This window comes from Dyadobacter sp. (assembly GCF_039919315.1).
Taxonomy (GTDB): Bacteria; Bacteroidota; Bacteroidia; order Cytophagales; family Spirosomataceae; genus Dyadobacter.
The window spans coordinates 58696-78449 of sequence record NZ_JBDSFX010000110.1 but is presented as its reverse complement, the minus strand read 5'-3'; the positions used below and the strand labels follow the sequence as shown (position 1 = coordinate 78449).

Here is a 19754-nt window from a genome sequence, read left to right as displayed (position 1 = left end):
GCAATGAAATGATCCCGGATTCGTACATCAATTTTTAACACATCAAATTAATTATATCTTAATCTCACTGAATCCCCTATAAAGGTTATGGTACTGATGCCGTTGGTGACCTGGCCGTTCACCTTCTAAAGTTTCTTCCTACAATCACAGCAGCCATCATAGCTTACCTTAAACTGACAGATTCAAAAACGCATCCCGCGCCTGCATTTTTGATTGTTCTCCTGTTCTGGTTTGATTTGCTGCTCATTTTTCAATTCCAGATTTTTATCCAGCCTGGCTTGTAATTGTTTCGCGGTGAAACCAACGTCCTGACCTTTGATGGGCACGCCCTGGTAGCTGTAACTCGAATATTTCAGCTTCCCTTCTTCTACTTTATACTTGCACTCGATCCCCTTTTCTTCCAACCGCCGCTCCATGTCATCCGAAGTTCCGGATTTCTCCTTTAAAGCAACTTTAATTGCAAGGTTGACCGCCTTCTGCGCTTTCTCCTGATTAACGGCCACATGGCGCAGTTTTCCTTCTTGTAGCTTTTCCAGGTTGGAGAACCCAAGTTCCTGGGTGATCTCTTTGCAGATCCGAACATTGCGCGCATAGTTGTGAGAAGTTTCCAGCGCTTTGCTCCCATCGGTCGGCACCCTGTTGATGTAAACATGGATATGCTGGTGGGGTTTATCGTGATGCTCGTAGACGGCAATCTGGTGGTCTTTCGGATCTGCCCCCATCTTTTGGCAGTACCGGTTGGCCGTCTCGATCATCTGCTCACGCGTGGGCTTCTCTTCCGGCTTCCAGCTGATCGACGAATGCCACACTGGTGTCTTGCACCGGCTGTATGACGCCTCCTGCTGCATCTCGGCGGCGATGCCTTCCGGATCGCGGGAAACCACGTTGTGCGTCATCAGGAGATCGGACTTGCCCATCACCTCTTTCCTTTCAACGGTGTAGCCCGCGCCGTAATGGATCGCTCCTGAAAAATTAGAGCCGATCGAAGTTTTGGCGATCATGTTTTTAGTATTTTTTTAAGTTGCTCCAAAACTTCAAGCAAAGGTTTCTCATAGAAGAAACCTTTGTTCGCATATGCTGCCAGCTGGTTGAGGTTAGTGCCAATGCCTTGCAAGTTGCGCTTTTCTTCCTTCTCAAACCGCGCCTGCACCTGGTGACCGGTGCTCAGCCGGCGCAGGTATTCTGATACGCTCAGGCCGGCAAGGATCGCGTTGGCTTTGATCTGTGCATGCTCCTGCTCGGTCACCCGGACAGGGATCATTTTACCTTTGTTTTCCCGTCTGGCTGCACCGGCCTTGCGGGCTTCATAATGCGGATTCTTCTCATTGTCTTCCATAGCGTAAAGTATAAAAAGGTGTCCGTGACACTAGGGTTTGGGGCAACGCCCCGGCAAGTCAAGGGAGGCACGACCGGTGTGTTTGGAGATGCGGGTTTAAAGCGAAGTGTAAAACTTGTATATACAAACACATGGCTTGCTTTACTTCGCCACAAACAACAAACGCACGAATATAAGGCCAACTAACCCCCTTTTTACTTTTTTCTTCGTTAATTATTGAAAATTATAAATTTTTGGTCTATTTTCGTTTTAAAGTTGTCTATTAAATGTCTCTTTGTTGTCTTATGGATAAGAAATATGTCTTGCAGGCATTTGAAATGAAGCTGAAAGGTCGCTTTGATCTATTAGCAAGGTTTTATGGCGATTACCTCTTTGACATTCCGGCACAGATCATAACCCGTCAGGTCAAGGATGAGCTGGGTATTGACATCACAGAAGATGCCATCTATAACCTAAAAAGAAGGCGGAAGAATAAGCACGCTGCCCAGCTCAACCCGCTGGTAGCTGCACCAGGCTCGCCCGTGAGCAAACCATTGCATCCTGCGCCCCTCCCTCCTGCCCTGCCTGAACAAGATTGGGGTAAAATTGTTGAGAACGCTACTAAAGAACCAAAACGGAAGAAAGATCTAGGAATCGATTTTACTGATTTCTGATCATTGTACTATATTAATAACTGTTAGCATGAAGCAAATTAATCTGGTTCTACAGTCAAAAGGTGGCGTAGGGAAATCTTTGTTTATATGGTTTGTAGCACAAAACCAGAAAGAACAGAAAACAAATTTCATTGACCTGGACGAATCAACTGGCACATCCATAGGACGTCTGGGCGCAATAGTGGGCAAAGAACGCGTCCGGAGTTTCCCGATACTCAACGAGTATAAGAAAATGGAACGGGAGAAGATCGTTGACCTTCTTGATAAGCTGGCTAGTGGAAAGTCTGAAAATTATTACATTGATTTCGGCGCACCCGAATCGGCCGAATTCTTACGCCTGCTACAAGAAGATGCCCTGGCTGATGAACTGCGCCGGGAACTCTCAGATAAGGATACCATGCTGCGTTTATTTGTCATAGTTGCCGGCCGTGATGCCCTGGCTTCGTGCGTAAATTATTACAACGCGGTGTCTACTGGAATTGCCGGACAGTTCCCTATATCAATGGTGGTCAATATGGGCACTTTTGGAGGTACTGAAACTGCTGAAAAAGCCGTCAAGAAACTAGAAGAGCTTGGGATAGATTGCAAACAGTTTGGCGACCTGGGTAGTGGTGGGGCTGTTACCGAAATAATAGACCTGATCAGCCAGCCTGATCCAGACCCGGCATCCCTGGGTATGATGTCCAGGATCATGTACCGCAAAAAACAGCAGGAAATACAGGAAATTATTAGCTGATGGAAAGACATGCAAATATAACTACGGAGCGCTACAGGCTGGCGCTCCGCTTCAACCTTTCAGAAACACAGATCGAGCCTGAGCTTGTACCGCTGATGTTGGCCGTCGAGCAATCTGTCAACACGATCGAACAGGCAGCTGCCAAGGTGAACCAATCCATTAAACCGGTCACCTATAACAACCACTACGCGCATAATGCTTCTGCCTGGACAATTTGGTGGGGGAACCTATCCACTGGTATCGCTCAGCACATAGTAGCAGTAAGCCTAATTTTTGCTGGTTTCATATTATGCTGCCTGGCCACTATTGTAATCAAAGATGCTATTGCCGATCAGGAAAAGATAGATCTGGCTGAAAAAAGATGGAATTTTATTACTCGTCAGTTTGTCCGTGATAAAAATGGGGAATACTTCATTCCAAAGGAAAATTACGAGCTAACACCTGATAAAAAAGGCATTAGGCTTATTGAAAGGGAATAGATACTCGCGGTTCGATTATCTTATTAGTTCAAAAGTCGTTTTGGGTAGACAATTACGGTTAAACAGATCTTGTGGATATGATCGGTGCAGGAACGCTCGATCATCGGATCTCCTAGTCTTTGACAGGGCTGATCCTAACTGGAGCCCCATCATGTTTTTTTTGGGCAGGGCTTGGGCCGCATCGTTATCGCCGGCAAACATCAGCCCCTGTACTTCCGGCAGCGCCTTAGCAGCCGCGGGTAGCATTGTCGTAGCGGTAACCTTCCAAGAGGGTTTCGCAGTTGAGCTGGATGCTCTCGATTTACACCTCAAATACCATAGGCCCTATCCGCCTATTACCCATCGGCTGGGCTTCTATCCAGCATTTAGGATTCAAGCTGAACTAATTTTTAAATTCGGGAGCCTGATAGCTGAACACCGCGGCTGATAAGCGGGCGCACCAGAGTCAGTATAGCGCTTTGAGGTCAACAAGAGTCCGGGCATTTAAGCTGTCGGTCATTTTTTTTACCCTTGATTTATGAATGAATGTACTTTACTCTATGCAGGAACAAAGAAGGAGGATATACTAACTGGTAAAGTCGTATGGTTATATTATCAACCCCGAACTTACAGATCTTTCAGAACCGTAACCGACGTAGATATTCACCGCTTGTCTGCAAACAGGTCAGGCCATCAACAACATTATCCCGCTCCACCATGAAGTGCCGGATACCCTGTTTACACGCTTCGGCAATCAGGTGTTTGAAGTCGATAATGCCACTGCCGGGGCAGGCGAAATTCTGTTCCGGTCCTAGAGCCATGTCCTTGACATGAAGAATTGTATAGCGACCGCTGTATTTGCGGAGCATAGCCAACGGATCTGCTCCCCCTTTGGCAACCCAGTACAGGTCCATTTCACACTTCACCAAATCAGGCTCGGTATAGGCCATCAGATAATCGAAAGGCAACCCGGCTTCCATCGCGATAAACTCTTTATCGTGGTTGTGCCAGCATAACGTGAGGCCCCGCTGCTTGCATTGTTCACCCAGTTTATTGAGCAGTTCGGCACTGCGCTGACAGTCAGATAATGTGAATGGCCCACTAACTAACCAGGGCCAGTAAACCACGGCGTATCTGGCATTCAGAGCGTTCAAATTGTCTAATTTTGGCCCTATTTTGTTAGGATTTACGGAGAGAGAAAAGCCGCCCCCACCAATTACTTTCAATCCAATCTGAGAGCAAAAACTAAGAAAAGCAGGCGCTGAATCACCGTAAATGCTACCAGTTTCTATCTCGCTGAATCCGTAGTCAACTGCTTTTTTGAGTGTGCTCCGCCAATCCTGTTTTAACTCTTTGCTGACAATACCAGCAATAAACCCAAACCGATCGATTCGTTTTGTCGCTGGCTCGCCTAATACTGGCAAAGCAGCCAGCGAAGCAACGCCCACCGCCAGCTTTTTGGCAAACGCTCGCCGGGATAAAGAGGGATGAACTCCGTCAGAAAGCATAAACAAAATTCAGTTTACATATAAAAACAAAACACCTTTCCTGCACTCAGCCAATACTATTCTTACAAACGTTTGGCTTTCCGCTCCTGCACCGCATAGTTTGCTGCGCGGGCCGTCAGGGCCATGTAGGTCAGCGATGGATTCACGCAGGACGAGGAGGCCATGCAGGCTCCATCGGTCACGAACACGTTTTTGCATGTGTGAACTTGATTATATCCGTTCAGCACTGACGTTTTAGGGTCGTGCCCCATTCGGGCGGTACCCATTTCGTGAATGGCGCCTCCTACCGCAGTATCATTATCGTACCCGCCGACGTCGGACAATCCTGCCGATTCGAGCATCTCTTTGGCATCGTTCAGCATATCAACCCGCATTTTTTTTTCGTTATCGCCAAACTCCGCGTCGAATACGACCGTAGGCATTCCCCACTTGTCAGGCTGATTTTTATCCAAATACAGCCGATTTTTGAAGTCAGGCAAGTGCTCTCCGAAAGCTACAAGCCCCATGGTCCACAAGCCCGGGTGGGTCAGTTCGTTTTTGAGCGAGGCCCCGAAGGCCATCTCGGCCACCCGTCGTTGCCAGCCCTGCCTGCTACCGCCCCCCTGATAACCAAAGCCACGCAGGTAATCGCGCCTGTCAGTACCAATGTTGCGATACCGGGGAATGTAGATGCCATTGGCCCGTCGCCCGTAGAAATACCGATCCTGCCCGGTTTCCAGATTCCCATACGCACCAATCTGAAAATGGTGGTCCATAAGATTATGCCCTAACTGACCCGAATCGTTGCCCAAGCCGTTCGGGAAGCGGTTGGATACCGAGTTGAGCAGCAGAGCCGTAGACGCCATAGCACTCGCACATACGAAAACTATCTCGGCATAATACTGTCGGCTTTCTAGCGTAACGACATCCACCACCTGAACACCCGTGGCACGTTGCTTCTGGGCATCATACAGGATTTCGGCCACTACCGAATCGGGCCGGAGAGTAAGCCGCCCGGTGCGAACGGCAGGGGGAAGCGTGCATGACTGTGTACTAAAATACGCGCCAAACGGACAGCCCTGGCTGCACATATCCCGGTACTGACAGGCTGTCCGCCCGTTGTCGAGATGAGTTTTATTGACTTTGGATAGATTGGCCGAACGCCCCACTGTCATGACCCGGCCTGGAAAGTTTTTCTCAATGCGTTTCCGCACTTCTTTTTCGATAAAAAACATATCCATTGGTGGCAGAAATTCACCATCGGGGAGTTGGGGCAGGCCCAGTTTCTCACCCGATATGCCCGCTATTTTTTCCACATAGGAGTACCAGGAAGCAATATCTTTGTAGCGAATGGGCCAGTCCACACCAATCCCTTCTTTGGCATTGGCTTCAAAGTCGATGTCGCTGAAACGATAGGACTGCCTTCCCCACATTATCGATTTTCCACCTACAATGTTAGGGCGCATCCAGCGAAACGGCTTCTCCTGCCGGTACGAGGTGCTGGCATTAGGCATCCAGTAGCTGGGTGCACTATTGCCAACACCTGCATCCTGCGGACTTTGCGGGTATTTTCTGGCAAGACCATCTAAACGTTTGGTTTCGTTGCCATCCCAGGGTGTTTTCATGGCCTCAGTGTAGCCGGTTACGTGTTCAAGCGGTTGACCCCGTTCCAGCATCAGTACGCGCAGTCCCTTTTCGGTCAACTCCTTGGCCGCCCACCCGCCACTCACGCCAGAGCCAATTACAATAGCATCGTAGCGCAGGTCTTTTTCAGCATCAATGTTCAGATTCATATTTAAATTGCCCAAGCGCGATGGCCTGGTTTTAGGGGTATATCGCCTTCAAAACGACCTGGAATTGCTATGTAGTCAAGGGCTTGGGTAGCACCCGTTTCGGAGGTGAAATAGCCCACAATCGTTAACTCGCGCAACATGGCAAAAAACGCTTTCTCCTGATGCGCTATCTGATCCATAATGCCGAATTTTTGCGCAGCATCAAGCAACACAAATCTTTTATCGTATCCCGATTGACTCAGCGCGTCGGTCTGCTGCAAACCCAGCCGGAAGGCTTCCTGTTGTTTAGTGTCGGTGCAGTGTCCGATGACGTAGCTAACAAATTCACCTACGCCCGCAACCTTGGCGCCGGGCGTGTTGGTGGTGGGTATGATTACCTCGGTCAGTTCCGTGATGAGGGTTAGTTCTTCGGAAGAAAACAAGCCTGGATTACTATTGCCCGTTTCGCGCAGCAACGCCGCCCGAACGGGCAGCGAGAGAGCTCCCCCGATCAGCAGTAGCAGGGTTTGCACAGCTTCCCGGCGGGGTATGCTTAAGCTGGAATGTCCGGTTTTGGGTGTCATACTTTACGAAACATCATTAGTTCGGTGGGCTTTCAGCGCGAGCTCGGCACCTGCCTTACCCGGCTGACACAGGCTGCGCTCCATCTCACAAAACCCCGATACCTTTGTCATAAATATGCTTGATGACGTTTAGGTAGGTGCTTTTACCGTATTTCCGTCGCCGTTAGTATCGGTCACTTTGATGCGGAACTGTGGATTGCCGAGCGCTTCCTGTGTGTTCTCATAGACATGGCCGATAAAAATATTCGGCCTATTTGGTCGACGCTCGCAAGCATCGGAAAATTGAACAGATCCGGCCCGGCGGCCACTTCCACTGTAAAGCCCTCGGGTATATTGATTTGGGCAAGTTTATCAGCTAATGAGGTGGCAAAATCGGCGGGCCGTTGCGGCTAAGAACTGCTTAATTGCCCGACGATGACCAGTACAGTAAAAAGTTTTGCAAATACCTGACGTAATTTTTATTGATACATATAATACAATAGAACAGGAACCTATTCCGTCAAAGCCATAACGCCACTCAGATTGCTGTTTTCTAGTTCATTATTATTTCTTCTAGACAATCTGGAGTTACAATATCCACATTTATACTCGGCCGTCTGGGAGGGTCTGGGTAGTGATGCGTTGGTAGCACATATTGAGGAGAGTGGATTCTTTTATTACCACTGCACCGTAAATGCGGTATCTGCTGGATTGGTCTTGTCAAAAATAATGCGGTTTTGCTGGCTGACTACCAGCCGGATCTGGTCACCACTACGCACAACGAGTACGTCCGAGTCTCGGCCAAACGCCTTCATACCCGACAGACGCATCTCCGGCCAGGCAGCGGGCAACCGGGGCAGACACGTAAACGACTGAAACCCCGTAGGCAAAATTCCAAACAAACCCTCGGTAATGACGCGGCCATATAGCGCGCTCTCGGCCGACAAATGCGCCTGACCGCCTTCGGGTGATGCTTCTACGGCGTAAGGAACGTGATTGCCCACCAAGCGCTGTCGCGTATAGGTACGCAGGTAGGACAGGCCAGTTTCGGTTTCGCCAGCCATGAATATTCCGCGTAGCGCGTACAGCGTTCCCCGGTCCCAGATTTGCGGGTCTCCCGCTTCGACCGCCAGCCCTTCGGGTGTCCATAGCCGCGTGAGCAACGCCTGTATCGTTCCTTTTTTCCGGTCCAGAATACCCATGGTCAAAGGCAGGCAAATCCAGTGACGCAGGGTTTGGTGTTCTTTGAAATACCGATAGGTGTGAAATCCCTGAATATCGGCTCCGAAGTAGTTTTCAATGGCCTGATGCAATGTATCTGCTCGGCGCTCGTACAACTGGGCAGTATCGGCGTGGCCAAGTGCACGTCCCAGGTTTGCGGCTGACCGTAATGCGCCATACGCCAGGGCTGACGTAGAGAGGTTAGCCGTACCGGCAGGAAGTCGCCCTTCCATCTCGTCGGTTTTCGACTCCACAACCCCTTCCGCGTTGGTATGGCGCCGACAGTACTCCAGCGCCCAGTTGATGGCGGGCCAGAGTTCAGCGGCTATGGCGGGATCGCCGGCGGCCAGGCTGAATCGGGCCGCTCCGTAGGCGTACATGGCCGCATCGCCCCGGTCCTTGGAACAGCAGGGAAGATCGCCTTCCATTTCCAGCGAGGCCCAAATCCGCCCGTAGTCGGGTTTCATGAGCCGGGCGAAAAGCCGATAGGCATTCAGCGATGCCTGGTTGGCGGATGTATAGCCCAGAAACGGAAAGAAAGGTCCGGCGTATTCGACCTGGTCGTTTGTCCAAACTCCTGCATAGTAACGACCCCCGCCCGGCGAGTGCACCAGGCCCATCTTGGTATCAAACAGGCTTTCGGACGCGCGGATTTTGGCGAAGGCAAAGGCCCGGTTCAGCAGGGGATCGGGCGTGCTCAGCACCAACGACGTATTTAGAGTCTCCAGAAAAGCTCGTCGAGAGTATTCTTCATCGGGTAGGGACAGGGTTTGAGCCGGTTCGCTCTGCAGCCGGGCACTGAACGTGATACCCGTTGTCATCGACTGGCCGGGTTTCAGAGTCGTCCGAGGCTGGCCGGTTACTGCGGTCTCAATGACGTAAACCCCATACACCCCCGTTAGCTGTTCGGTTTGTTGTCGCGCCGCCACTGCTACCCGAATGTACCGCGACGAAGTATTCTGCAACTCCCAGCGCTCGAAAAAAGCTCCCCGGTTCATTGATGGAAAAAGGGTGCGCACCAGCGTCAATCCCTGTTGGGGCTGGTGAGAAATGGTGAGGATACCATCGAGCGTAACCTGCTTCAAGGGGCCAGTTTTTAAAGCCTTTCCATTGACCATAACCAAAGGAACTATGTCGGCTGTTGCATAGGTACGTGTGAGATAAGAGCGGTATTGGGCCCCATCCAGCGCATTAGGCCCGGGAATGATACGAAGGGTAGGCCAATAAATTACCCTATTCAGTGTGAGCTGACGGTTGGCATTAGCACCGTAGCGAACAACCGCAGAAATTTTCCGTCCACTCATTTCTATATGGTCACCGTGAGGCAGACGCTTGTCCGTCGCCACTGACCAGTGGATTGCCCCTTCCGGCGCCAGGGTCCAGCGGTCAGACTCCGCGTTGACAGCTACAAGCTTTGCCTGTCCGTGCACTGACAGGCAAACGGTCATTATAAGGCATGATAAGGCTGCAAAGCTAAATTTTTGTCTTTTTTTTTGATTAGTGCTACTCATCATATTTTACTGATCAATTGATGGGTCTGTTGCATTTGATAATTTTTTTTTATTTGTTGAAAGGTTTATACACGACAGTCCCCTTACCAATGTTTTTGCCAATGGATACCGACTGACGGGCGTTGAGAAGGTAGTTGGTATGCAGTAGTAAATTTTGGGTGTCCTTGCCGTCGATGTACAAAAAAGTTCCTGTTTTGGGCTGCGCTATCAACTTACTTATGATGCCGTTCTTACAGTTGGTCAGCAGCAGAGCGGGCGTGGTGGAGACTGGTTGCGCCTGTACGGCCGACACGGCGCGGAGCCTAAAATTACTCACCCGGTCCATCACTAGCGCGTGCCGCCAGGCCGGTTCGGGCTTTTCGTCGTTCCAGTGTACTGTAACGTTATCGAGTATAAGGCCATCCACGCCCGAGAACAGAAGTGCGTCGGCGGTACGCTTATCGGGCGTGGCTTCGGGGTCCATGAAGAGTTGGAGATTACGTATACGCAGGTTCTCAATGGGTTTTTCCACCGTTGTGATGGCCCGGCTGGTACCCTGCGCGTAGGCCGTTACGTTGTCGATGTTGATATTTCGAATGATGCCAACGGGCGAATCGGGCGTTCGTTTTTTGAGCACAAAGTAAAAAGCTTCCGCGCTACCCCACCAGTTCCAGTGCCGCCGATATAGGTCCATCGTGAGGTTGCTAATCGCCACGTCGCTGATAGTAGCTCCGTCCTGCACGTTGATTCCCACCCCTTTATTGGCGTTCCTAATTATACAATTAGTAAAGAGAACGTGCCTGATGGATTGCAGGGTTTCGGTACCAATCATCAGTGCAGTCGACGAACTAGTCAGTATACAGTTATCGACCAAAATATTTTCGGTCGGGTACGATTTACCGCTGTCCTTAAAGTCCCATGAGGCGCTTTTTAGGCAAATGGCATCATCACCGGTCGAGATGTAGCAACCCGAAATATGGGCGTTGCTAGTGCCATCTAGGTCTATTCCGTCTGAATTAACGCCCATCTTTAGGTCTGACTGAATCGTAACGTCTGTAATTTTCACATCATTACAGCCCCAAATACGCATGCACCAGAGCGATGTATTAATGATCGTCACCTCACTTATTCTGATTCCCTGACACTCTTTTAACAGCACTCCGAATGCGCTTTTACCTACCCGATAACTCCGTTTCATTTCCACGCCCGCCTTTTTAGCGATCTCCACTTCTTTGGCAATCTCCACATCGCCATAGTTGTAATCGGTCCACTGATAGCGGGCCTGCCCGTCAATCTTTCCCCGACCTGTGATGGCTATATTTCTAGCGTTTTCGGCATAGATAAAACCGCTCGCGCTAAAGGACGGATTAATCAAATCAACATATAAAATAGCCCCGGCATCAAGCTGGAGCGTAATGTGGTCGTAAAGCACAATACCTAAGCAAGTATAATCGCCAGGCGGCACTTGCACCACGCCCCCACCAGCAGCTCTGGCGGCTGCAATGGCCTTCGCAATTCCCTCCGTCGCGTTATCGGCTTTTTGGCCAGTGGCTCCGTAGTCGCGGATATTGTAGACGGATGGTGCCGCAAAAGACGGCGCAGTAACGCAGAGCAGAACCAGAAAAAACAATTTTTTTATGAGGCGCATAGGGTTTATGATTGAGTGTGGAAAAGTCATTTAGTTTTATTCAAGACAAAAAACAGGTTTTTAATGACGATAGCCAAAGTTTACCTATACAGACCCCCCCAGACAACGGTCAATGCTTTCAGCATGGGTCACCATATCATCTATGTATTAAAACGAATCTATTATTACATAATCAAAATAGGATACGCGCGGGTTTCTACCCAGGAACATAATCTGGACCTTCAACTGGACGCATTAAAAAAGGAAGGGTGCAAGCAGGTATTTACCGATAAAGTTTCCGGAGTAGGCTACCAAGCCAAACTTTGAAAGATTGATGGAGTACGCCCGGCCAGGTGACACGATTGTTATCTGCAAACTGGACCGGCTTGGCCAAAGCACTGTAAAGCTCATCGCGTTGATCGAAGAGTTAAAAATAAAGGGGTCAATTAAAATCACTTTCTGAATCTATTGATACCAGTACTGCGACCCGGAATCTCTTTGTTCAATTTATGTGTGTGTTGGCAAAACATGAGCGTAATATTATTCGTGAGCGGACTAAAAGCTGGCCTAGAGTCAGCCCGCGCCAGGGGCAGATCCGGAGGGCGGCCAGAAGGATTAAACGAGCGTTATCGCAAAATCGCTCCGGAAGTCACGGAGATTTATGATAAAAATAATCGCAGTACCCATGAATAAGAGGGATGTTCAAAATAAAAAGCCAGCCAACATTGTACAAGATTTTAAAGTACAGCGGTGTACATGTGAAAGGATTCTTGCGTAAAAGGAAGTGATAACTGTAATAAATGCCTTCTTCAACCAGCAGTGCTACTTTATATGCCGTCCGCTTCGGTACAACTTTTCATATTAATGCATGAACAATTGAAAAGCAGTACTTGTCATTGATTGCAGAGAAACCGATTCTTCAGTAAAATATCATGACGCAGTACAAAATGAAAGCTTTAATAATGCATGACCATGACCTTTTAAATTACGTAGGTCAGAAGGCCACTTCAGTTTGCTCGCATATTCATGTGCTTGGAAACCTTTCCTCGAAAACTTTACTGTTTTACCATATTCAAACAGTAACCAGCATTTATCTTGCTCAGCAGTTCAAATACAATACATTAAATCTTGTTTTTAATTACCGTGGAACATTCATGTTCTCTGACTAAAATACTGACAAAAAGGCACAGGTAAATGAATAACCATATAACTAAGAACTTAGTTCTTCCCGTACGTCTTCTGTATTGTTTTACTTTCATTTTTTCCAGTTTGTCTTTATCTAATTGTAGCCAAAGACAAACACCTAAATGCCTTTTTTTAAGCGTGCGCGAAGCGACGCAAGCCGATTTTGTGTGTGAGCAAAAATCGAATATTTCATTCGTGACGTAGGAGCGAATACCGATTTATTTATTTCCGTTTTTTATAGATTTGTATAAGTTAATATAAATTTAGTGGCAATACTCGACAGCAATCTACGTATGGAGCATGGAAAGGCTATTGTTGGTGTGGCAGACTTCGACAGCTACAATATACTTGGGGCAATACCCGACAGCAATGAGGCGAAGATCGACAGCAAACTAGGTTTATGGGGCAATACTTGACAGCAAAGTGGCAATACCTGACAGCAAAGTGACAATACTCGATAACAATGTGACAGTACTCGACAAGTTTGTGGCAATACTCGACAGCAGAGCAGTGACTCTATGAACTACTCTTGAACATTTTCTGAGACAATACTCGACAGCGCACTGTTTCAGCGATATCTTAATCAGAACCACGTAAAAAATCAGCGTTTAAGCGCTTTACAAAAAAGAAATAGGTATTGCTGATTTGAAATAAACGAGGCAATACTCGACAGCATTACCGGCTAAAAAATCCATCTCTAATATATTTTTTAGCCTGGATCTTAGTGATCTGTTGATTATATGCTTTGTAATGTGCTGAAATTAGTATTTCTATCTTAGTATCTGTGTCGGCATCCGCATTTGTTAACCAACGCTGAAAAACATCTGTTTCGTCCTTTATGGCGACCTTAGAATGTTTTGAGTTAAAAACACTCCTCAGTTCATTAACTAAGGAATTGAAGAAAAGATGATCTCCCCTCTTTTCTGTTAAAGATATAATGTTTACCGAGCTTGAAAAGTCTAATTCAACCCAATACTCCTCTTGATAAGGTTTTGAGGGATCTCCTTTTACAAACTTGTAAGAAAAAGGAAAGTCTCCTTTTTCTTGAAAAAAATCTAGTATCCTCTTTAAAGATTTTTTCCTGAATCTATTTTGCTCCACCTCCAACTCAGCCAAATCGGCTAAGTAATCGACGGAAAATCGAGCGGTGGTTTCTTTTTGGCTTAGAAGTTGATGCCTAGTCCTTTGAAGGATTAAGTATAAGCTTTTTCGACCATCCCCTCCCCTACCTTTACCAATTTTAGGATAACCATTAGTTTCAATAGTGTAGTACCGACTAATAAAACCATCAAGCCATTCGTCAGAAATCCTGATCTCATAAATCTTAATCGTATTCGATTGACGGTTCCGATTAAGCTTGATATCCTTAAGAATTGGAAAGTTCTTGAGCTGAATGACTTCGTTCTTGGTGTTGACCGCGTATGACTTAGCAAAGATTATGTTCTTTTGAAGCATGTTGAAAAGTGCATAGTCAAAGACAGATACAAACTCATGCCCAAAGTATTCTGGAATAACAGCTTTTGGATTGGCAATAAAATATGGGTGTTTCTTAGCGAGATCCTGTCTGTTTCTACCGGACTCTAAACAAAATTCTTTCAATGTGAACTTAGTGTATCCAAAAAGATCCTTTTTTAAGTTCTTGCTAATGAATACGATAAAATCCTTTACTATTCCAGCGTCTTCACCAAATGATTTCCTTATATCATGCAGATTGTCTGCAACACTTCTATCAATCCGACTTAGAAAGAAGTCGTTTTGAGCACTACGGTCAACTATAATTCCACCTTGGACTTTCTCTGTTTCCTCCATATAAATAAATTTTCCACACATTTCAGCACTATTATCATGCTATAAGCAGCACTAAAAAAAATGCTACTTATCGCTTTCTAGTTTTTCCAGAACGGCTTCAACAATCCAATCATGAATGCTAATCCCTAGCTTTGGAGATCCAGGTCTACGTGGACGCTTTAATCGCCGAGTATCAATTTCACTAATGATCTGGCCTGTCAATCGCACATTTATATGTTTTGCCTTATCTGGATCGGCAGGAGCAGTTTCTTTAATTGTGCTTCCTCCTTTGTTAATGACAGCCTCTATATCGGCTTCTGTCACTTTTGGTTTACGCGGTGGCGGTAATGTGGCTGCCATTTAGTACACGGTTAAATAAATCCTCTATTTCTTTGGTTGCTTTAAAATCAATATTTTCGCTTTCAAACGGAGTTAGGCCGAGACCAGCAGCATTGCTTATTGCTTTACGGTTGCTGATGGGATAAGGCAGATACGTAAGCTGCGGGATTTGCGACAGAGCTTCGGCTACATCCCTATTGTCAGCGCTACGGATATCTGCACGGCTTAAAAAGGTGTAAGTGATTAATGGTTCTGCCCGGATTGATTGAATCTCTTCGATTAGCTGTATTACCTTATTAATCGTCCATAAATCAAAACTACGTGGTACAAACGGAATCATAGATACATCGGCCACGGAAAGAGCTGCTCGTTGACTGGTCGTGTCTCTTCCACCTGTATCTATTATAATATGATCATATTTTGGCTTCATGGCTTCAACTTGTTTACGTAGATTGGCTCCGGTCATATTGACTAGTGTATATCCCGTATTTCCAAGTGTCTGTTCTCTCCATGCAGTAAAGTCTGATGAAGTTTCTTGATCGTCGCCATCGACAAGCAGAACATCCTTACCTTGGCCTGCTAGCCATCCAGCCATCGTAGTTGCAAGGGTACTCTTACCTACCCCACCCTTAATTGAGTTGAATGATATTACCACTAGTTCTTGTGTTAAAAATTATGCCGCAATTAATATAAAATTCCACACAAAAACAAATGCTATTTCTAGTGCTGTTTTTAACACTGATTTATATATTTCCAAAAAAATTTTTAGTGCTGTTTGTCAGCGCGATATAGATGACAATGAAATTATCGACACTATAACTTGTGCAGCTTTCGGTGCTCCTCGCTTTTATTTAGCTATTTCTTATAATGTTGTGAGAATTCGAAGAAAATTCCGTGCATATATCTAAGGAGCTTTTAACAAAGCGTACCTTCCGGCAGCTACTTGAATGGCAATTTATTGGATGCTGCGGTAACTAACCACCATCTTTCCTAAATATTCGGTTTATAGTTGGTACAACATATAGCAGTAGTTTAACACTGATTACAGTGTCGTTTTTGGCACCAGATCAGTGTAGGTATTTGTGTAAAGTATATATCCCCAATTTTTAACTACCAAATGCTGAAGTCTTCAGAAATTGTAGTTATACTGTCTAAAATCAAATCAACTATATGACGTAGTAGAACTTGCTAGCAAATATAGTACTAGTCCATGTACCACTTTTTAGGTGCTTTTTTCAGAACTTAAAGTTTCATTTGGAGGAGTTTCATTTCCATTAATGTGAATAGCTAAGGTAAGCACAGGAATAAGGGGCTGCATCGAATGATATGCAGGTGTTTTAAGTGTATCAGCATTAGCGTAACACATTTCTAACAAAATTTATTCCCTAGTCAAGTGACGTTAAAGCACCCGATTACACACCGGTTCTAGTACTGTTTCAGGCACAAGATATTATGACGCCGAAAGTGTCATTGATTTGCAAGCTAATCGCCAGGGGAGGGGAGGTGACAGGCTGCCAAATAAGAGTATGTAATTTTTTAATACACTAGTCCTTACTGCCACAAGGTTTCTAATGTAGTTCAAAGAACCTTCAACACCAATTTCCCCCCAATGAGAGCATTGAATTGGCACAGGTCAATGTACAGACTTCGGCACTTAGTATTATCGATGCCGTCTATGAATTTTGCAAGCGCGTCATGAGGTAGGGTAGGGTAGGGTAGGGTAGGGTAGGGTAGGTAGGATGGGCCCAGAGACCGCAAAAATAATCTCTATGTAAGGTAAGAGTACCAATCCTAATTGCCACTACATTTAATGCGGTTCAACGAATTCAAGGTGCTAAGTCCAGTATCAATAGTAGCACTGTATCATACACCCGTTTAGGTGCTGGCTCTTTTTTCAAGAAATAACATAAGTGAGTCTTTGGGATGATGCAGTCAAAAAAGTGAATCGCCAGGGGAGGAGAGGAGGTGATAGGCTGCCAAATAATCAGTATGTAGTTGTAAATACACTCGAACTTACTTCCACCACATTTCTAACGTAGTTCAATGACCCATTAGCACCAGTTTATAAATCGTGCAAGCGCGTCGTCAATGGGGGAGCGGGGAAGGGTAGGAGGGGTCGAGAGAGGCCGCAAAAATAATCGGTATGTAAGGGAAGAGTACTAATCCCAATTGGCACTGCATAAAATGCGATTAAATGTGCTAGATCCAGTATCAATAGAAGCATTATATCATACACTAGTTTAGGTGCTAGATTATTTCCAAGAAATAATTTAAGTGAGTCTAAGAGATGTTACAGCCCAACCACTCCATCTTGTAGCTTAACAAGCTAGGATAAGAAATTGACTAAAAAAACATTCACTGATCCAACTTTTCGGTTCCAAATTTTTTATAGTTAGTCATGCAAGAACCACTTAGCAATTAAAACAATAAGCGGTAATGCATGTAACGCCCGGCGGACCGCCAACGATGCCAGACTTTTAATGAAGTTGGAGAATTTGAGCGGCGCCGCGCAGTTGACTCAAAAGCCGCTGGTCAGAAATTATGCCCGATCAGCAAAGCTCACCAACTTGAGATCGGATTTCGTGTTGTTGAAATTTCTCGTGACAACTATTAATTCATTAACTCTATGAGCTTATAAGGTTGGTGTGAGGCCAATCCAGTGTTATACACTTGTTTTTAAAAGGCGTTATGTTGAGTGTCCGGCTTGATGAAATTTAGCGGGACAATTAGAACCTGACGATGTGAGCTGTCGGCTTGTTTCGGTAGCATACGATTACGGATGAAAGTCTAACGATACTGAGCACACCAGTTGAAGTTGTGTTCAATGATCTCTGATTTTTTACATTTCATCCATTCTAAAAAAGATGACGAAGCATGGGAATGTTTTTTTTCTTTGAGCCAAATCAAGCTCCATGTTGTCTTGACGGGTAATCCAGGCACTTCTATAATTTCTAATTCATGATTATTAAGCTCATTCTTTATGCCGATCAAAGGCATAATCGAATAGCCTAGTCCGGCTAAGATTGCTTGCTTAACGGCCTCGTTGGAAGTAAGTTCCATTTTTTTCAAAACGGAGATATTTCGCTCTGCGATAAAGCGCTCCATAACAAGGCGTGTACCGGATCCCTTCTCGCGGAAGATAAGGGGCAGGTCTTTAAATAGCTCGTTTACATCCCCAGACCCAGTTACTTTTTGCCCGGCTTTCCCGATCAGATATAACCTATTTGGCAGAAGGTCCAGCCACTCAATGTTGATTGTAGTTGGTAAGATGGATACCAGGGCAAAGTCCACATCGTTGCTTTCCAAACTCTCCAAAACCCTGTTTTTGTTGGTAACATCCATCAACAGCTCGATGCCCGCATGTTGGACCAGGAATTCGGAAAGAAAAAAAGGCATTACATATTTCCCTGTTGAAACTACGGATATTTTCAGTTTACCTGTCAGCTGACCTTTGTAAGCCAAAGTCTTATAGTTGATGGCGTGTACCTGTTCAATGATGCTTTCTGCTGCTGCTGCAATCTCATACCCAAAATCAGTTATATAAATTTTTCTACCGATAACTTCTGTAAGTGGAATATCGAATTGAGCCTCGAAGTTTTTCAACTGAATTGATACCGCTGGCTGTGATAAATGCAGCTCCTCGGATGCTTTCGTGACGCTTTGCGCTTTTACAACGGCTACAAATATTCGCAGTTGATTTAAGGTGTAATGCATAAATATTATTTATGTTAATCATTGTAAATATAAATAAAAATTTATGATTTAGGTAGCCTAGTTTTGCAGACGTAAATCAACCAAAAGAGATGAAAACAATTACGGTAGCAAAAGGCGATGGTATCGGTCCGGAGATTATGGATGCCACGTTGAGGGTCATTTTGGCAGCCGGTGCTGAAATTGAAATTGAGGAAATAACTGTTGGAGAGTCGGTTTATCTTGCAGGAAACGCTGCTGGGATCGCTTCTGAATCATGGGAGACGATCAGACGCAACAAGGTTTTTCTAAAAGCGCCCATTACAACGCCCCAAGGCGGTGGGTACAAAAGCTTAAATGTTACCACCCGTAAATTTCTGGGCCTGTACTCCAATGTAAGGCCCTGTATGAGCCTTGATCCATTTGTAAGCACTAAACATCCTGAGATGGATATCATCATAATCCGGGAAAACGAGGAAGACCTATAGGCCGGTATCGAACACCAGCAAACCGATGAGGTTGTCCAATGTTTAAAACTAATCAGCCGGCCAGGATGTGAAAAAATTGTCCGGTATGCCTTTGAATACGCTCGCCAGCAAGGGAGAAAAAAAGTTACTTGCTTCACTAAGGATAACATTATGAAGCAAACAGACGGCCTGTTCCATAAAGTTTTTGATGAAATATCAACGGATTATCCTGAGATTGAAAATGAGCATTGGATCATTGATATCGGCGCAGCTAAACTGGCCGACACCCCGGAAGCCTTCGATGTCCTGGTAATGCCTAACCTGTACGGAGATGTACTGAGTGATGTGGCTGCCCAGATCGCCGGGTCCGTTGGGCTGGCAGGTTCGGCCAATATCGGGGAGGAGTGTGCCATGTTTGAGGCCATTCATGGTTCTGCTCCCAGAAGAGCAGGCCAAAACCTGGCAAACCCGTCGGGCTTGCTGCAAGGGGCAATCATGATGCTCAATCACATTGGCCAGACCGAAGTTGCGGAAAGGGTCCAAAATGCATGGCTGAAAACGATCGAGGACGGCACCCATACCTATGATATTTTCAAGGCGGATACCAGCAAAGTGAAAGTGGGGACCAAGGAATTTGCGGAAGCTGTCATCGCCAATCTTGGAAAAAAGCCCTCTCAGTTGAAGCCGGTCTCCTATGCTCAAAACCAAGCACTTGTACTTCCTCGTTATCAACGGAAACTGCAAAAAAAGAAAGAACTCGTTGGTGTGGATGTGTTTGTTCATTGGCGTGGATCCGAACCAGATGAGCTGGCAGAAATAGTCCGGAAGGTGGATGGAAATGGCATCGAGCTGCAAATGATTACAAACCGTGGTATAAAAGTATGGCCAAATGGATTCAGGGAAACATTTTGTACCGTATCCGACCTACCAAGTGCATATTTC

At 46.1% G+C, this 19754-nt stretch carries 17 protein-coding genes and 1 pseudogene; 7 read left to right on the top strand and 11 right to left on the bottom strand.

From position 1 onward, the window contains the following. Positions 1–182 precede the first annotated feature (182 nt). Positions 183–1001, bottom strand: a complete 819-nt coding sequence (locus ABIO93_RS32925) for a relaxase/mobilization nuclease domain-containing protein (RefSeq protein ID WP_348074306.1) — start codon at positions 999–1001, stop codon at positions 183–185. Then, positions 998–1336, bottom strand: coding sequence for a plasmid mobilization relaxosome protein MobC (gene mobC / locus ABIO93_RS32920; protein WP_138485380.1), 339 nt, complete (start codon positions 1334–1336; stop codon positions 998–1000). The genes ABIO93_RS32925 and mobC overlap by 4 nt, the downstream gene beginning before the upstream one ends. 266 nt (positions 1337–1602) lie before the next feature. On the opposite strand from mobC, the gene ABIO93_RS32915 reads away from it, so the two are divergent. From ABIO93_RS32915 to ABIO93_RS32905, 3 genes are read left to right on the top strand one after another with little or no spacing between them, the layout of a single operon-like run. Then, entirely contained in the window at positions 1603–1989 is a 387-nt protein-coding gene (locus ABIO93_RS32915) for a hypothetical protein (RefSeq protein WP_348074305.1), read from the top strand. Between the two features lie 28 nt (positions 1990–2017). Continuing rightward, on the top strand, positions 2018–2725 hold the full coding sequence (locus ABIO93_RS32910) for a hypothetical protein (protein WP_348074304.1): 708 nt from the start codon (positions 2018–2020) through the stop codon (positions 2723–2725). Then, entirely contained in the window at positions 2725–3204 is a 480-nt protein-coding gene (locus tag ABIO93_RS32905; protein ID WP_348074303.1) for a hypothetical protein, read from the top strand. Before ABIO93_RS32910 ends, ABIO93_RS32905 begins: the two co-directional genes overlap by 1 nt. 617 nt (positions 3205–3821) lie before the next feature. On the opposite strand, the gene ABIO93_RS32900 is transcribed toward ABIO93_RS32905, so the two are convergent. The 5 genes from ABIO93_RS32900 to ABIO93_RS32880 form a co-directional block, all read right to left on the bottom strand. After that, on the bottom strand, positions 3822–4691 hold the full coding sequence (locus ABIO93_RS32900; RefSeq protein ID WP_348074302.1) for a sugar phosphate isomerase/epimerase: 870 nt from the start codon (positions 4689–4691) through the stop codon (positions 3822–3824). A gap of 62 nt (positions 4692–4753) precedes the next feature. Beyond that, the gene (locus tag ABIO93_RS32895; RefSeq protein ID WP_348074301.1) at positions 4754–6463 is read right to left on the bottom strand and encodes a GMC family oxidoreductase; all 1710 of its coding nucleotides are present in this window, start codon (positions 6461–6463) and stop codon (positions 4754–4756) included. A gap of 2 nt (positions 6464–6465) precedes the next feature. Beyond that, a complete protein-coding gene (locus ABIO93_RS32890; RefSeq protein ID WP_348074300.1) occupies positions 6466–7026 on the bottom strand; it encodes a gluconate 2-dehydrogenase subunit 3 family protein in 561 nt (186 codons plus the stop codon). Positions 7027–7682: 656 nt separating this feature from the next. Beyond that, on the bottom strand, positions 7683–8480 hold the full coding sequence (locus ABIO93_RS32885; protein ID WP_348074299.1) for a hypothetical protein: 798 nt from the start codon (positions 8478–8480) through the stop codon (positions 7683–7685). A 1306-nt stretch (positions 8481–9786) separates the two neighbouring features. Beyond that, on the bottom strand, positions 9787–11364 hold the full coding sequence (locus ABIO93_RS32880) for a glycosyl hydrolase family 28 protein (protein ID WP_348074298.1): 1578 nt from the start codon (positions 11362–11364) through the stop codon (positions 9787–9789). Between the two features lie 63 nt (positions 11365–11427). On the opposite strand from ABIO93_RS32880, the gene ABIO93_RS32875 reads away from it, so the two are divergent. Further along, a complete protein-coding gene (locus tag ABIO93_RS32875) occupies positions 11428–11670 on the top strand; it encodes a recombinase family protein (protein ID WP_348074297.1) in 243 nt (80 codons plus the stop codon). Positions 11671–12821: 1151 nt separating this feature from the next. Further along, the gene (locus tag ABIO93_RS32870) at positions 12822–12944 is read left to right on the top strand and encodes a hypothetical protein (RefSeq protein ID WP_348074296.1); all 123 of its coding nucleotides are present in this window, start codon (positions 12822–12824) and stop codon (positions 12942–12944) included. Positions 12945–13203: 259 nt separating this feature from the next. On the opposite strand, the gene ABIO93_RS32865 is transcribed toward ABIO93_RS32870, so the two are convergent. The 3 genes from ABIO93_RS32865 to ABIO93_RS32855 all read right to left on the bottom strand — a co-directional run bounded on the left by ABIO93_RS32865 (position 13204) and on the right by ABIO93_RS32855 (position 15310). Then, positions 13204–14337, bottom strand: coding sequence for a hypothetical protein (locus tag ABIO93_RS32865; RefSeq protein WP_348074295.1), 1134 nt, complete (start codon positions 14335–14337; stop codon positions 13204–13206). 63 nt (positions 14338–14400) lie between these two features. After that, positions 14401–14676: a hypothetical protein gene (locus tag ABIO93_RS32860; RefSeq protein WP_348074294.1), complete on the bottom strand. Its 276-nt coding sequence runs from the start codon at positions 14674–14676 to the stop codon at positions 14401–14403. Then, positions 14648–15310: an AAA family ATPase gene (locus ABIO93_RS32855; protein WP_348074293.1), complete on the bottom strand. Its 663-nt coding sequence runs from the start codon at positions 15308–15310 to the stop codon at positions 14648–14650. The genes ABIO93_RS32860 and ABIO93_RS32855 overlap by 29 nt, the downstream gene beginning before the upstream one ends. Between ABIO93_RS32855 and ABIO93_RS32850 the strand changes: the two genes are divergently transcribed. After that, the gene (locus ABIO93_RS32850) at positions 15294–15563 is read left to right on the top strand and encodes a hypothetical protein (RefSeq protein ID WP_348074326.1); all 270 of its coding nucleotides are present in this window, start codon (positions 15294–15296) and stop codon (positions 15561–15563) included. The two genes, ABIO93_RS32855 and ABIO93_RS32850, sit on opposite strands and share 17 nt — an antisense overlap. 1879 nt (positions 15564–17442) lie before the next feature. On the opposite strand, the gene ABIO93_RS32845 is transcribed toward ABIO93_RS32850, so the two are convergent. Beyond that, positions 17443–18369 carry a LysR family transcriptional regulator gene (locus ABIO93_RS32845; RefSeq protein WP_348074292.1) on the bottom strand — a complete coding sequence of 309 codons (927 nt, stop codon included), beginning with the start codon at positions 18367–18369 and terminating at the stop codon, positions 17443–17445. An 89-nt stretch (positions 18370–18458) separates the two neighbouring features. On the opposite strand from ABIO93_RS32845, the pseudogene ABIO93_RS32840 reads away from it, so the two are divergent. Beyond that, positions 18459–19727 (top strand): annotated as a pseudogene (locus ABIO93_RS32840) (NADP-dependent isocitrate dehydrogenase); the annotation flags it as partial. Between the last annotated feature and the right edge of the window lie 27 nt (positions 19728–19754).